Here is a 15,690-nt window from a genome sequence, read left to right as displayed (position 1 = left end):
TAGTCCCTCTGATTATGCATCTTGGTTTTCAAAATGATAACGTCCCGTTTTTAAGCAGCTAGGGCCTAAACGTGCAAACTTGAACATCAAGAACATTTCAATAACCAATAGAATTGAGTAGAACACGGTAATAGAGATGATACTGAACCAAAGGTCTGATACCGACAGCGATGACGCCGACATAAAGGTAGGTAGTACCTCAGAAATCGTCCACGGTTGACGACCATACTCAGCAACAAACCAACCACACTCAATCGCAATCCAAGGAAGCGGTAATGAATACAGCGCAGCTTTTAGTACCCACTTTTTCTCTGCAATACGATGACGTGTGCTTTGCCAGAATGCAGCAGCAAACACGAGCAACATAATCACACCCGCACCCACCATAATTCGGAAACTCCAGAACATAGGGGCAACATTAGGAATCGAATCAAGAGCCGCAGCTTTAATTTGTTCCTCAGTGGCATCAACAACGTTGTCGGTATAACGCTTAAGTAATAAGCCGTAACCTAAGTCATTTTTTACTTGGTCAAAATCTTTACGCAGCTGTGGTGACTCATTACCCGCCTTAAGCTGTTCAAGCATTGAGTAAGCAATCATCCCGTTACGAATACGAATTTCGTGTTGGTCAACCAAGTCAACAATACCGGTCACTTCTTCATCAAGTGAACGCGTGGCAATAATACCCATTGCGTAAGGGATTTTAATCGCTAAATCAGTTTCCATTTTTTCTTGATTAGGGAAACCAACGGCAGTAAATGCAGCAGGAGCAGGCTCAGTGTGCCACTCAGCTTCAATTGCAGCTAATTTAACTTTTTGTACCGCACCAACTTTATAACCAGATTCATCACCAAGCACGATAACAGATAAGATAGCGGCCATACCGAAACTTGCCGCAATCGCAAATGAGCGACGAGCGAAAGGTAGATCACGACCTTTTAAGATAAAGTATGAACTGATCGCCAAGACAAACATTGCGCCAGCAACATAACCTGAAGCCACAGTATGAACGAACTTAACCTGTGCAACTGGGTTAAAGACCACTTCAGCAAAACTGGTCATTTCCATGCGCATGGTTTCGTAATTAAATACCGAACCTACAGGGTTTTGCATCCAACCATTTGCAATCAAAATCCATAACGCGGACATATTTGACGCAATTGCCACTAACCAAGTAATGGCTAAATGTTGGCGTTTGCTAAATCTATCCCAGCCAAAGAAGAACATACCGACAAGGGTAGACTCTAAGAAGAAGGCCATTAAACCTTCAATGGCAAGCGGCGCACCAAAGATATCGCCGACGTAGTGAGAAAAATATGCCCAGTTGGTTCCAAACTGGAACTCCATAGCAAGACCGGTAGTGACACCCAGTGCAAAGTTAATCCCGAATAGTTTTCCCCAGTACTTGGTCATATCCTTGTATATTTTGTTATCAGTCATCACATAAAGTGATTCCATGATTGCCAAAATAAAGGCTAAACCCAATGTCAATGGAACAAAAATAAAGTGATACATGGCTGTCAGCGCAAATTGCAAACGCGATAGCTCTACGACCTCTTCAATAATCATTGGCGACTCCTTACTTCAGTACGGCCAAATTCAATGACGATGTTCTAATTTGAGTCATCCCAAATTAGATACTTTAAAACGGTGTTGCCCATTATGTTGTGCTAACAACAACTCAAAACGACTTATCTTAACTTGCGTTAAAATTGTTAAATTTCCGTTTCTAAGCTCAACTTCTTCCACTCGTGTTTTTTATATAATACCCAATCAGCGCTTTTATCTTACGGCAAGACAGTATCTTGACGATAAATAGCTGAAAAAACGAACAACTTGTTATATCGATGTATTTTTAACTTTAATTTCAATCAGTTAATTAAACACAGTGATATATTAAGCCCTCATTTTATACCATTGCAATTTGATTCAAATCAATCAAATAACCAGCTTTAAATGGGTTTTGAGCGAGGGCGCAAACTACAACTACCGGCATATTGACTTAACAAGAAAATGGTGCTAGGAATTTTTTAGCATAATAACAACATATTCATTTTTTCATCAATCTAATACCGCAATCAGCTAAAGTAAGCTGTTTTAAAAAATTAACAAAAAATAACATAAAATCAAATAATGATAATAATCAAAAAAACACAACAACCAATAACAATAAATCATTAAAAACAGATACTTAAATAAAAGGATGATTTCAAATTAATTAATATTCAAATATTTGGATTAGTTTAACTAATGGCAATATAGCAAATCTTCTCGTTTGTTAACCGTCATTACCTTTCGTACAATAGCAACAAGTTAAGAAAACGAATTGTAAGATCTACCAGGGAATCGTTTGCTTAATGAAGCCAGCATATCTAACGCATCTGGAGAGAAACCATGACAAACTTTTTCAATCATTTAGCAAAATTGTACAAACGCTCTTTTGCTGAAATGTACAAAGCAGGCACTTTGTAAGCAAAGAACGTGCTACAGGTCGCCAATGAACACCTTGACAACCTTGCTTAAAAACAAAAAAAGAGAGCCATAAAGGCTCTCTTTTTTTTGGATACTCAAAGCTAATTAAGTATTTTTTAATCAATAACGTTATCTTGCCAGCAAACGTTGGTTATGTTTTTTGTAACCACGAGGTCATTTTGTAACCTTTAATCGCATAGAACAAAATGAACATATAACAAGGTAACATCACAATATAACCGCCTTGCATACCTAATGACGGCACATGACTTGCCATTCCCCAAAACAACGGCCCAAACGCCCCACCAGCAATGCCCATAATAAGTAACGCCGAGCCCGTACTGGTTAACGCACCTAAACCTGATAACGCTAATGGCCAAACCGCCGGCCATACAATGGCATTCGCTAAACCAAGTACTGCAATTAAAATTAACGTATCAGGAAGCTGAGTACCGCCAAATGGCACAATCAGCATATTGGCAATCTGATATGACTCGTTATCACCCATCACAATCGCTAAGGTTAAAACAATGCCAAGAATCGCGCTAAGCATTAATGCTTTTGGCTGAGAGATAAACCGAGGAATACAAATAATCCCTAAGGTATAACCGAACACCATAAACATCATGGTATACGAGGTCATCACCCCATAACTTTCAACACCAAGCGACAATGCAAATGTGCCAATGGTGTCACCCGCAATCACTTCAACAGCAACATAGACAAATAATGCCACGACACCTAAAGCTAAACTTGGGTGCGCTAATGCCGCTTTCATTTGTCCTGATGACTGCTCTTGTGGTTCATCTTGTTCTAACTCTGGTAGTGGCGATTTTTTCACTGCAATAGCCAAAATTCCGATAAAGATAGACATACCTAAGTACGGTAAAATTAAGCTGTTCGCCATTTCAGTAATGTGCTCTTGCGTGAGTGTCATGCCAACGCGGTCTCTAAAGCTATCAAGAATTAATGCCGAAAAAACCAAAGGCGCAATCACACCTGCACCTTTGTTTAAAATGCCCATGACACTGACACGTGCTGCAGCAGATTCTTCAGGGCCAATACGCACCACATATGGATTTACTGCAGTTTGTAATAAGGTTTGTCCTGTTCCCATCACTAACTGCGCAAACAAAAACAACGCAAAGGTTTGGGTTTGTGCCGCGGGGATAAATAGCAACCCAGCCAGCATCATCACCCCCATACCCAGCGCCATGCCATTTTTGTAACCGACTTTACGAATAACCCAAGCCGAAGGCAGGGCGGTAAAGGTCACTGCAATATAAAACGAGAATAAAATAAGTGACGCTTGAAAAGGAGTAAGTTGCAGAATCTGCTTTAAATACGGCATTAATGAGCCATTTAACCACGTGGCAAAGCCGAGAATAAAAAACAGTATCGCAACAATGGCCATCGGCACTAAGCTGCTTTGTTTCGATTGAGATGTTGCTGTCATTTCCATATTCCCGCTCTCTTGTCATTATCATTATTATCGACAGTCGCTACCCACTTCAATTAAGTAAAAATTACAACCTCCGCTTTTACTTTAAGATAGCGCTGTCATTTAGGGTACATCGATTTACATCACGTTTAAACTTCGCGGCTCTCCAAACAGAATCGCTTGTTAATGTGCTAGATTTTAATAAAAATTTGTCGTTTATATAGCCAATACAACACCAGCCATTGCACCGTTAATAAGGCAAACATTGCAGCCAATGGTTGTGCGGTTTCGGGTAAGGCTGCAATGAAACCACCCGCCAAACTTGCCGCTAAATAATGCCAGTTAACTAAACTGCTGGCCAAATAAATTGCAATGGCATTGGTGCCAATGACCGTCAATATAAATGCCCAGTTGCGCCATTTTAAAACGTCAACCACACCATAAAAAACCGCAAATAAGATAACGCTCCAACCACAACTGACCAATACAAAGCTGCTAGTCCATAAGGTTTTATTAATCGGTACTAAAGCTGAAACGAATTGACCTAAAGCAATCGCTGCCACCCCCGAACAAATTAAGATTGTCACTTTAGCCCACTCACCTTTTGAATGTGGTTTAACAATAAAGCGGCCAACAAAACTGCCTATAATGGCATTGGCTATCGCAGGCAACGTTGATAACACCCCTTCAGGGTCTACTGGCAATTGTTGATAATGCATGCCCGGTAACAAAGCTGCATCAACCATCGCATTAATGCTGCCTTCAAGAGTAAAATCAGCTACTTGACCATGACCACCAACAACGAATAAATGCAAAGCCCCGTAGCCAACAATGATTGTCACTACCGTTAATATCTGGGTGAACACACTGGTATGCCCAATTAACATCGCGGCAAAAAACCAAGCAAAAGCAATTCGAGCTAAAACACTGGCATAACGCACTTGTTCGGCATCGGCTGGCAGCCCTGCACCCCAACCATGGTTATAAATAATCCCAGCAGCAATTAATAGCCCCAATCTTTTTACTGCGTGAATATAGCGCGCTTTACGTTGTTCAAACGCCAACTTATCTACTCGAGTGACAGATAAACCTAACGCCACCCCAGATAAGAAAATAAACAGCGGGAAAATTAAGTCATAAAAAGTAAAACCGTGCCACTGACTATGGTGCATCTGTTGATCAAACCATGTCCAACCTACCCAACCAGTAAACGCAAACAAGGCTGCAAACAATTTCTCGCCACCTAAAATCCACATCATATCGAAACCGCGCAGCGCATCTAACGACTGCAACCGTTGCCGCTTGGTTGATGTCATCGTGCTATTGTCACTTTGTTGTGACTGCGACGTTGATGATGTAGTTGACAGCGCCATGGTGATTAGTCGCTCCTGTACTTGCTTGTTAGGTACATTACCTTAATCCACCCTTGCCGATAAGTTGCTCGCCGCAGCCAATATGATTGAATTTCTTACTAAATATTTAATAACACCAATATTGCTGTTCACTGATGCTTGTTAGTCGTCATCATTTAGCAAGCAACAGTTAACGGCTCAATTTCATATGCTCAATGAGCCAAATCTAAAAATGGATTAAACCAACACTTGCCCATGAATATAAGTGCTCACAACTTGGCTGTGCTCGTTAAGCAACACCATATTTGCTGTCTGCCCTACTTTAATCGCACCGTGAGTTTGACTAATACCAAGAAAATCTGCCGGGTATTGCGACGCCATTCGCAATGCTTCATCGCGGCTCACGCCCAGTAATTTAACGCTATTATTCACCGCACCATTCATATCAAGTACGCAGCCAGCCAGTTCGCCTGTTGGTGTATTCAACCTGTCGCCTTGACGAATGACTTGGGTGCCAAATAATTCAAAGCTGGCATCATTACTCTGCCCAACAGGTGGCATTGCATCTGTCACCAACATAATTTTGCCTTGCGGTTTACTGCGCAAAGCCACTTTAGCCGCGGCGTAATGAACATGATGTCCATCGACAATCAAGCCACACCACGTGTTATCGTCTTCAAGTGCCGCCCCGACCATACCGGGCTCGCGCGAATTTAATGCTGACATGGCATTAAACAAATGGGTAAAACCCACCGCTCCAGCATTGATGGCATTAACAACGGTTTGATAATCTGCATTTGAATGGCCTAAACACACCTTCACTCCCGCTTTAACCAGTTGAGTGATGACCTCTGGCGCCACATTTTCAGGCGCAAGGGTCACGACTTTGTGCCCTAAGTCTTGGCGAGTGAATAAAGCAAGCTCTGCGGCTGAAACCTCACGCACATAATGCGCTGGGTGCACCCCTTTTTTAGGCACGCTTAAGTGCGGCCCTTCAAAATGTATTCCTAAGACTCCTGGCGTTTTCTCGCTCATCGCTAGCGCGACCGCATCGGCCGCTTGTTGCATAACCGTAATATCATCGGTTATCACGGTAGGAAGAAACGCCGTTGTACCAAAAGCGGCATGTGCTTTGGCAATCGTTTTGATACACGCTAATGACGGTTGAGCATTAAACAATGCACCGCCGCCGCCATTAACTTGTATATCAATAAACCCCGGCACAATCATGCCCTTTAAAGTAATTAGCTGGCAGTCATGCGCTAAAGATAACGTGCTAGCCTCAGTCACATTGGCGACAATCTGAGTAATGATACCGTTTTCAGTCATAATGGCGGCATTGTCGATATACGACTGACCGTCAAATAGCTGTTGTACAAGGAACGTTTGTTTCATGCGATACGTCCAGTTAGTCCGTAATTAAATAGATTAATTAACTAATAAAATTCGCTTATTTGCTTAAAAGCTTCAGTGCCGTAGTCAAATAAAAAGCCAATCAATGCGATTAAGCCCTCTGGATAGTCGCAATGCGTCATCTCGGCTGTGATTACAAAGTTTGAGTGACTTTTTTCAGCCCAGCAGGTTGATCTGGGTCAATGCCTCTGGCAACGGCTACTGCGGCAATATCAATATAAAAACGTTGCAGCACCGCTAATGGCGCAACCCGAGGATGAATAGCTTTATTACACTGGTGAATATGCGCTAATTGTGCACCTCGTTGGCGTACATTTTCAATTTGCTCTAGATGACTTTGCAAGGTTTCATCCTCCACCGTGACATCAACAATTGATAACTGCTGCTCAACTAAAGTCACTGGCCCATGCAGGAATTCAGCGCTACTAAATGATTCTGCATGAATTGAGCACACTTCTTTCATTTTAAGTGCAATCTCTTTGGTCACGGCATAACCTAAGCCACGACCCAGCACCACTAAATTGTTAACCCCATCCAGTAGTTGCGGCGTAAGTTGTGGTGGTGCATCAACAGCACCTTGTAAGGCGTTTTCCATTGAATCAACCGCTTTCGCTAACTCGGCGGATTGTGACCATTTAGCCGCAATTTGGATTAAGGCTGACAAGGTTGCCAAATAACTTTTTGTGGCTGCAACCGCTTTTTCTTCGCCTGCGCGTAACGGCACAACAACATCGACAATATCTTTAATGGGTGCGGTTTCATCATTCACTAATGCCACGCAAAACGCGCCTGCATTTTTTGCCATTCTGGCTTGGGCAAGAATGTCAGGGCTACGACCCGATTGCGAAATAACAATCACTAAGCCACCGCTTAGCTGCAACTGTTTGCCATATACACTCGCAACAGATGGTGCAGCAGCAAATGTAGGAATACCCAGCTCAACTTCAAATAAATATTTGGCGAATACACCAGCATGATCTGATGAACCACGACCAACAATCATGATAAATTTCGGCGCAAAGTCACGTAATACCATGCCTAATGAATCAGTGAGATTGTCGTTGTCTTTGAGTTGCGCAGCTATTTTTTGCGGTGCGGTACGTGCTTCTTGTTCCATGATGGTATTCGTTGACATAAAAAACCTTTAAACCCTATATATTTATTGAGTAAACGACAGACACTATTGTTGATGTTGCTGCTGTGCAAAGTACACTGCGCCAATTTCTGGTGGCGCGATAGATTGCGCCAACTTGCTTGATACATCGCTATCTAACCACGGCATTAATGGTTCAGCTAAACCACCAATCATTGAAAAGCGCTGAGGATGCAAACTAAATAATTTTCTAGCCATGGCGCTAATATACTCTGCGCCCTCTTTGACAATGCCAATGGCAACGCTATCGCCTTGGTTAGCACACGCTAATACAACCCGCGCTAATTTAGCGTATTCGCTAGATGATTTACCCGCGAGTAGCTCAACAATGCCGGTGGCGTTATCTGTCTCTAAGTGATCTAACATCGCTGCTTGCAAGGCACTGGCGTCACTAAAACCATCAAGCGTTAATAACACATGTTCAACCGCTTTTTGCCCAAGCCAAGCGCCGCTGCCTTTGTCACCAAGGCCAAAACCATGCCCACCCACTAACAAACTTTGCTCCCCAACATGTACGTAGCCACAAGAACCCGTGCCGGTGATAATCACCGCACCATCATCGCCATTGTGAGCGCCAATACATGCAGTATGTAGATCGGTGGTGAGGTACATTGCTTGAAAAGGATGTTGCCATTGATTGATTTGATTAAATAAATGCGGAACATTAACACCAGCAAGGCCAACACCAGCAATTAACTGGCCAATGAGTTGACGACTGAGCCCTGCATCATCTAAAGCTAAGTGGGTTGAGACCGTAATAGAGTGCAATGTGTGGTCAATACCGTGTAATGGATTAGCTCGTCCAGCAACCCCAGTACCTAACACGCCTTGGTGTTGTGAATAGATAATCGCCCGACACTTACTGCCACCGCCATCGACGCCCAAATATAATGGCATGCTGATGTTTTGGTTTGTTGCCATGACTTCCCTCTTCGATATTTTTATATGTTAGTGGTGAGTACAAACAGACATGACCGTTTACGGTTAATGAGTCACCCTAAAAACGTTAAAAACATGTTACACCCAAAATGACAGCGTTGTCATTTGTTTTTTAATAAAATGTTAAATACGCTTCAGTCGTAATAATCTTCATTGATACTCACTGAGTGATAAGCACAAAATAGATTTTTAACTTTATGTTTTAATAGCATTTTTTAAATAAAATTGCGTCAACCCTCGCATAACAATCATTATAATAAGCCCTACTATATTTCTAATAAAAGCAGCTTTACGGTGCTTTTGGGGTAAAAAAGGGCTTAAGGTAACGCAATAGTTAATTCACTTTGACACTGCGACCTTTACGAATACCATCTGGCGCCGACGTTCTCACCTCAAGGGGTAATGTCACTTCAACAGGTGCTTTATACGTCGTCCATTGACCCTTATCTTGCTTGTATTCAAGCGTTAATCCAGTAAAAGCACTGTTCATGCTCAATTGGTTATTAACCACTTTTACACCGGGGATAGGCAAACGATAGTGAATGGCAAACTTATCTAATTTGGCAAATTCTTTCGCGCCTAAATGGTTTGAAATACGCTGCCATTGCATTGTTTGTTGCTGGCGTTTATCAGCGGTGAAGTAACCGCTATGTTGATTGTAAACCACACCTTGGTATTGATATGGCACTTCCCAGCGAGGTCTATGCCACGCTCGCTCGGCAAGCATTAACAGTCTTGGGTAAATCATGTATTCAAGTTGCGTCTGCGAACGAATGGTTTCACTCCATAATTGCCCTTGAATACCACTGGCTCGTTTACCTTTTGCTAAAGGCCCTGATAATCGTTGGCCGTTATCATCTTTTACTACTCGGTCATCAGCTTCAAAAGGCAAATTTTCAATATCGCGCCACTGCTCAGCATTAGCGGGTAAATTACCTGACATAAAACTAAACAGCTTGTATGAGCTTAATGCTCTGGTTGCCCAGTAATAACCGTGCTCTTTCGGGTCAGCTTGGTAAGGGAAGTCAAAGTACAACACCTCTGGATGACTCAGTATTGATGTCCAGCCTTGGTTAATTTGCTTGTGGGCATTTTTATAGCCACCGTGAGAAATGACATCCCAAATATTGCTTTGGCTGTTCTTTGGCATGTTGTTAACTTGCGTGTGGCTCATGCCATCACTCCAACCTGCGTTTTGAATGCCTTTTTTGTGCAACATGTTAGACACGCGCTCAATAAAGTAAGGCCCTAATTGCTCAGCAGAGTTAATGTCACTGTTATTGGCAATCAGCGTTTGGCATAACGGCGAGTCTTTCCACGCGCCAGCAGTTTCATCGGCGCCAATATGGTAAGTCGTTAACGGCTGTCCTGCCTGTTGGTGCATTGCAGCTATTTCGGTAATCACTTTATCAATAAAGTGATACGTTGAGGGCATGCAAACATTTAAGGTGTTGTCATCGTAATACTGCACTGATGAATATTGAGTGCTATCAAGTGGGTCATACAATAAATATTCATTCGCCAGCGCAACTTGGCCTGCTTGCATATAGTGTTGATAACGTGCCTGCATTGATATTATTGCCGCACGTGAATGCCCTGGCATGTCCATTGAGGGGATGACTTGAATCTGTCTGGCATCGGCAAACTGAATGATTTCGATGTAATCGTTAATCGAGTAAAAACCGTTAACGGGTGAGTCGGCAAATGGGCCGCTACCCAGTTGTGGCAATAAACAACGTGTTTCAGTTAAGTCATGACAACGCTTGGATCCAATGTCGGTGAGTTCAGGCAAACCATCGATTTCAAGTCGCCAACCTTCGTCATCCCCCATGTGTAAATGCAGCTTGTTTAGCTTGTAAGTCGCCATTTGTTCGATGAGTTTAAAAATGGCCGCCTTTGAGTGGAAGTTGCGCGACACATCTATGTGCATCCCGCGAAAGTCATAACGAGGTGCATCGATAACCTTCATGGCTGGTATGACTAAAGATTGAGGGTTAATTAACGATTGAATAGAGGCAAAAGCATAAGAAAAGCCACTGGCATCATTGGCATAAATCATAATACCGTTATCGGCAATATCTAGCTGATAATGCCCTTGCCTGTATTTATCTTGGGTTAATCGGGCCTCTTGTAGCGGCAATAATTGCACCGTAAGTGCAGATAACTTCGATGGTGCTTCCTGACTTGGGTCTAAGGATAATGATTGGCTTTCGGGTGATGTTGATTGCGTATCTCGTGCTGATGTAACAGGTGATGAAGTCAGCGGCTGCGAGCGAGTGATGTGTTTGTGTTCATCAGGTAAATTATCATTTGAAATACGGCTGCTAACGCCAATCGTTTCAAGGCGAAGTAGCGCGGCTTGAATATCACTGGGTTTAATATTGGCCTTTGCAAAACTTTGACTTTCAATCAATAAACCCTGTGAAAAATCGACCAGCGGCTTGTCATCAAAAACTTGTTGCGATAACGGCGTAGGGATAATTGACGATGCTAATAAAGTCGGTGAATTTGGTTGTAAGTTGCCTGTTAGGTTGGCATTTTTCACGTAAATATCGGCAGGTTGCTGCCACTTCAGTTTATCGGTCGCTGAGCGGCGGTATTGTTTTACAGGGTCAGTAAAAGGCACGACATACGGACGCTGCTCTAGTTTAGTCACAGGGTCAATAATCAACTCAGTACTGCTGATAACCGCAGGCAATAACTGTTCGTTATCGGTGGCCACAATATAATAATTGGGCATAGCATCGGTTTCAGACAACTGCCAATGCTGTGCACGAAAGCGTAATGTTTTAGCTTGCTTTGCCTTAAATCCATTAAACTTTTCTGTAGGGGTTATCCGGTGTAAATCACCTTTAATATGAGTAAGGGTAAATTCATCACTTAGCACGTCTATCACAGGGCGCATTTGGCTGTAATAGATTTCCCAATTGTGGTGAGTAAAGTCATTTTGGCTAACAAATTCAATTTCAGCGATAAAACAATGAGCTTGTTTATCAGCCTCTTTCGCACAGGCTTGCTCTGGCACATTGGTGATAACATCATAGGAAACCGCCAGTTGCTGGGCAAATGTGTCGAGCGTGTGTTGTGTCAAAGGCGTGTCGGTAGATGATGATATCTTGTCTGATGTCGACGGGGAAATATCGACACAAGCACTTAAACTCAGCATGATACACAGCGTCGATGCCGCAGCAATAACGTTCATAATATCCTCTTCCTTGTGTGAAATGATTAACGCACAATACGCGTATTCGCTACACCAAAAAAATATAGCTGGGGCAAATGCACCCAGCTCATACTTACATCTGGGGAGAGAATAAAAGTATTAAAATATCGACAACATTACCGATATGTACTTGGTAATAAAAGGACCTAAACTTCTATTACCAACTAGACAACACCAGCATAAAGGCGCATTTATCAACCACGTCACCGTTGGACAGATTGCATCAACTCCAAGAGTTACCGATGGCAATAATGACGGGTTAACAAACAAATGACAGCGTTGTCATACATTCTAATCTACTAACTTTCCCCACCAATATCCACACTTATTTGACAAAATGTTATCAAATACGCCACATTTGCAGTAAGTCCTTATTTGCATATGCCTAGATTGATTTATTGCTATCCTCAAAGGGCTGTCTCCATTAACTATAAAAAATAATAAAGGAATGGATTAAGGTGCGATTAGCTTTATTGCAAAGTAGCAACATGAAGGTTTGGCTGGCAGCGATGATCTTTATCTTGTGCTGGGCCACTTGGCTAAGTTTTTTTACCCCGGTCATTGATACCATTTTAAACTCAGGGTTGTTTGTGTTAGTGGGGATAATCGGTGCTATTTTTGCTAATTCAACAGGTGCTGGCGGCGGGGTCATATTTGTACCGGTTTTTTCCGCGGTTGGCTTTTCTACCGAGCAGATGATATCAACCTCTTTTGCAATACAGTGTTTTGGTATGACTGCTGGCAGTTTGAGTTGGATTTTTCATTATCGACGCCATCATCGCCTTGACCCTACATGGATAGCATTTGGGCGCTTTTGTGGATTATCTGCATTGGCCTCAATCAGTGGTTTGTGGTTTAGCACCTTAGTTCAGCTCCCGCCACCGGTATCGATACACATCAGTTTCAGTTTATTTTCAATCGCTCTGGGATTGATTATTTTAACTCACAGCCGCAAATCCACAGCGCAACTAACTAATCACCATAAGCAACACCTTGATATTATTGCATTGGTAATCATTAGTTTTATTGGGGGCATAGTGACATCTTGGTTATCAGTGGGAGTAGGTGAAATGCTGGTTATTTATTTAATGCTGCGCGGGTACTGCACTAAACTAGCGATTGCAACAGGTGTCGTGGTTAGCGCAATCACGGTTTGGTCAACCGCGCCGATCACCTTTTCAGCGGATAGCGCGGCCCATTTTGAAACCTTATTATTTGCAGGCCCAGCAGCAATAATAGGCGGATTATTAGCAAAACGAATTGCATTATATTTTTCGATCCAAAAGCTTAAGCAGTTTTTCTCAGTTTGGATAATACTCACTGGTACCGTGATGCTAGGACTACATTAATAAATGCACGAGCAACAAATATGGCAATAATGAAACGTAAAAAATGATAATAAATCGAGCCCAAAATAGGAGTTAATACACTGATTCAATCCATGCTAAACATTGTGTAACAGCCTCTTCACGCGTCGAAAACTGACAAAAAGTATGTGATATTTATCTCCATTTTTGCTGTTAAAATAATGACTTGTAGACACCACTAATCTCCAAGTAGTATAACGTCGCTATCATCGACAAAGTCACTGAACTAAACATTGAAATGTACTTGTTCAACACGTTTAAAGGAAGCCCATGTTATCTCATCAAATTGCAACCATTAGCGAAGACATGAAACAGGTAGATTCTAAATATTTGCCAACCAACTTTTGGCAATTTGGCGCAAAAGGCTTGCAACAAGATCTTGCCACTCATGGTATAGAAAACTTTCGTCGCCTTCCTAGCGCCTTATCGTACTTTGTTCCAACCTACCGCTTTAACGGTTGGATAAACCAAACAGAAAAATACCAAACCTTACTTGATAGCTGCCTTGCACATATGCAGCAAGATAACAAAGCGGCATTATCAATTAACGATTCGCTTTCAGGTGAAATGCATGCGCGCAGTGACTACCGCGTATTTAAAGCTAGCGAATCTTTAAAAGCCCCCTTTACGGATAAATTCACTGAGTCTGATATTGGCTCACCTATTGAGCATTTTGAATTTGAAGGCAATAAATTTAGCCGTTCCAGTTTAAATTATCTGTTAGGGCTCAACTTTCTTAAGCAACAACTTCACAATGTACCGGTCAACACGGTATTAGAGATTGGCGGCGGATTTGGCACTTTAGGGGAAATTTTGTTAAGTGATCCTCGTAATAACAGTTTTTACATGAACGTTGATATCGCCCCGACCTGTTTATTCTCAACTTATTATTTGCAAACCCGTTTTGGGCAACAACATATCGCTGATTATCAAACGGTAAAAAGCATGTCTGATAAGTCACTCAAGCAACTTTCATCTCAATTTAATGGCGCGGTTTTATGCCCTTGGCAGTTGCCAGAGGTGACTGGTGAGCTTGATTTATTTGTCAATTTCATTTCATTTCAAGAAATGGAACCTGATATCGTTGCTAATTACCTTGAACATGTCACCCGTCTTAATTGCAAATATGTGCTGCTACGTAATTTACGAGAAGGTAAAAAATTAGCGATAGACGACAGTCACTTGGGGGTGAAAAAACAGATTAAAGCTGAAGATTACGATGCTTTTTTAACGGCGTATGATTTATTATCAACCAATGTTCATCCGTTTGGCTTTGAAACCATTGATGGATTCCATTCTGAATTACGTTTATATCAGCGCAAAGATTTAAACTAAGTCGCGGCAATGCCTCTATGAGCTGCACATAGTGCGCGCATGACCGGTATAGGCATTAAAAAAGCACTTACTTCAGTAAGTGCTTTTTTATTACCAAATGGGCTGTATAATCCGCTTTTTATAAACAGCTTAAGAACTCATTAACCTTGGGTTTCAGCACGTGCTAAACGGTTAATTTGGTTCATTGAAGCTAAATGCGCAAAGATAGGCGCTAATAAGCCACGTTGGCGTAATGCTAAATAGTCTTCATCTGATAAGCCATTAAGCTTTTCTTCATCAACAATATATAGGCCATTAATGTTACGTTTTTCACCGGCGATTTCGACCGTGATTGACTGGCTTTTTAATAGCTCTTTTTCAGCTAAGAAGCCAAGAATACTGCGAGTGGCTTGATCTTGCTCGAAATGTTCAATTAACGCTTTTTTACGCCCATCTAAAAATGGGGTTTCTTTTTCACCATCAAATAATGCAGCGCCTTCTTCCTTTGACACTTCTTTGGCTTCTTCACGAATACCAATCCACACTTTATCTTTTATTTCAGGGTTTAACACTAAACCGAGTGGGTAATCACGTACCACTGCCGGCACATACAGCCCTTGCCAATTTCCATCTTTCACACTGAGGTTTTGGCCTGGTTTTAGCCCTAACATCACCACTGATTGAAACTCACCTGATTCGGCATTTTTAACAAATACCACAGGGTACTCAGTCACTGCACGGGCAATTTCATGCAAAGAAATCGGCACAATATGTTGCTCTGCAACATGAGCGAAATCAGTTGAAGTAATTTTTAAGTCGCCATGTTTAGCATGATCTAATAGTGTGATTTGGTTAGCCATTTTAACTCCTGTAATCGCACTCTTTCAAAGTTGCAGAGTACGTGTTTTTATTATGTTTATCTTAAATGATTACCTGAAACTACCAACTTAACAGTGAATTTCAAGCATATTTATCATTAAGCGTCGACTAAGGACGATTTCGTCTAAAAAACCAGC

Annotated in this window: 10 protein-coding genes; 2 read left to right on the top strand and 8 right to left on the bottom strand. The window is 41.9% G+C overall.

Annotated elements, in window-relative coordinates; genetic code table 11:
• Positions 1 to 12: 12 nt before the first annotated feature.
• The 7 genes from G3R48_RS01745 to G3R48_RS01715 all read right to left on the bottom strand — a co-directional run bounded on the left by G3R48_RS01745 (position 13) and on the right by G3R48_RS01715 (position 11,972).
• Positions 13 to 1,569: a cytochrome ubiquinol oxidase subunit I gene (locus tag G3R48_RS01745; RefSeq protein ID WP_153660894.1), complete on the bottom strand. Its 1,557-nt coding sequence runs from the start codon at positions 1,567 to 1,569 to the stop codon at positions 13 to 15.
• Between the two features lie 1,054 nt (positions 1,570 to 2,623).
• Positions 2,624 to 3,934 carry an N-acetylglucosamine MFS transporter NagP gene (nagP, locus tag G3R48_RS01740; RefSeq protein ID WP_194823821.1) on the bottom strand — a complete coding sequence of 437 codons (1,311 nt, stop codon included), beginning with the start codon at positions 3,932 to 3,934 and terminating at the stop codon, positions 2,624 to 2,626.
• A gap of 170 nt (positions 3,935 to 4,104) precedes the next feature.
• Positions 4,105 to 5,286 (bottom strand): transmembrane glucosamine N-acetyltransferase NagX, encoded by a 1,182-nt coding sequence (gene nagX, locus G3R48_RS01735; RefSeq protein WP_153660896.1) that lies wholly within the window; start codon positions 5,284 to 5,286, stop codon positions 4,105 to 4,107.
• A gap of 216 nt (positions 5,287 to 5,502) precedes the next feature.
• A complete protein-coding gene (gene nagA, locus G3R48_RS01730; RefSeq protein ID WP_153660897.1) occupies positions 5,503 to 6,660 on the bottom strand; it encodes an N-acetylglucosamine-6-phosphate deacetylase in 1,158 nt (385 codons plus the stop codon).
• A 151-nt stretch (positions 6,661 to 6,811) separates the two neighbouring features.
• On the bottom strand, positions 6,812 to 7,813 hold the full coding sequence (nagB-II, locus tag G3R48_RS01725; protein ID WP_153660898.1) for a glucosamine-6-phosphate deaminase NagB-II: 1,002 nt from the start codon (positions 7,811 to 7,813) through the stop codon (positions 6,812 to 6,814).
• A 45-nt stretch (positions 7,814 to 7,858) separates the two neighbouring features.
• A complete protein-coding gene (nagK, locus tag G3R48_RS01720; protein ID WP_153660899.1) occupies positions 7,859 to 8,752 on the bottom strand; it encodes an N-acetylglucosamine kinase in 894 nt (297 codons plus the stop codon).
• A 352-nt stretch (positions 8,753 to 9,104) separates the two neighbouring features.
• A complete protein-coding gene (locus G3R48_RS01715) occupies positions 9,105 to 11,972 on the bottom strand; it encodes a family 20 glycosylhydrolase (protein ID WP_153660900.1) in 2,868 nt (955 codons plus the stop codon).
• Positions 11,973 to 12,481: 509 nt separating this feature from the next.
• Between G3R48_RS01715 and G3R48_RS01710 the strand changes: the two genes are divergently transcribed.
• Positions 12,482 to 13,342, top strand: a complete 861-nt coding sequence (locus G3R48_RS01710; RefSeq protein ID WP_153660901.1) for a sulfite exporter TauE/SafE family protein — start codon at positions 12,482 to 12,484, stop codon at positions 13,340 to 13,342.
• Between the two features lie 288 nt (positions 13,343 to 13,630).
• Entirely contained in the window at positions 13,631 to 14,695 is a 1,065-nt protein-coding gene (locus G3R48_RS01705; protein WP_153660902.1) for a putative sugar O-methyltransferase, read from the top strand.
• A gap of 140 nt (positions 14,696 to 14,835) precedes the next feature.
• Here the strand turns inward: G3R48_RS01705 and G3R48_RS01700 are convergent, their stop codons facing one another.
• Positions 14,836 to 15,534 carry a SapC family protein gene (locus G3R48_RS01700; protein ID WP_153660904.1) on the bottom strand — a complete coding sequence of 233 codons (699 nt, stop codon included), beginning with the start codon at positions 15,532 to 15,534 and terminating at the stop codon, positions 14,836 to 14,838.
• Between the last annotated feature and the right edge of the window lie 156 nt (positions 15,535 to 15,690).

Origin of the sequence: Shewanella intestini (genome assembly GCF_018221465.1) — a bacterium.
GTDB lineage: Bacteria > Pseudomonadota > Gammaproteobacteria > Enterobacterales > Shewanellaceae > Shewanella > Shewanella intestini.
Note: the sequence above shows the minus strand (reverse complement) of the source record. Positions and strands in the feature narration are given on the sequence as shown.

Coding starts and splice junctions, on each gene's coding strand:
- G3R48_RS01745 (WP_153660894.1), bottom strand. CDS start 1,569: ATGATTATTGAAGAGGTCGTAGAGCTATCGCGTTTGCAATTTGCGCTG.
- nagP (WP_194823821.1), bottom strand. CDS start 3,934: ATGGAAATGACAGCAACATCTCAATCGAAACAAAGCAGCTTAGTGCCG.
- nagX (WP_153660896.1), bottom strand. CDS start 5,286: ATGGCGCTGTCAACTACATCATCAACGTCGCAGTCACAACAAAGTGAC.
- nagA (WP_153660897.1), bottom strand. CDS start 6,660: ATGAAACAAACGTTCCTTGTACAACAGCTATTTGACGGTCAGTCGTAT.
- nagB-II (WP_153660898.1), bottom strand. CDS start 7,813: ATGTCAACGAATACCATCATGGAACAAGAAGCACGTACCGCACCGCAA.
- nagK (WP_153660899.1), bottom strand. CDS start 8,752: ATGGCAACAAACCAAAACATCAGCATGCCATTATATTTGGGCGTCGAT.
- G3R48_RS01715 (WP_153660900.1), bottom strand. CDS start 11,972: ATGAACGTTATTGCTGCGGCATCGACGCTGTGTATCATGCTGAGTTTA.
- G3R48_RS01710 (WP_153660901.1), top strand. CDS start 12,482: ATGAAGGTTTGGCTGGCAGCGATGATCTTTATCTTGTGCTGGGCCACT.
- G3R48_RS01705 (WP_153660902.1), top strand. CDS start 13,631: ATGTTATCTCATCAAATTGCAACCATTAGCGAAGACATGAAACAGGTA.
- G3R48_RS01700 (WP_153660904.1), bottom strand. CDS start 15,534: ATGGCTAACCAAATCACACTATTAGATCATGCTAAACATGGCGACTTA.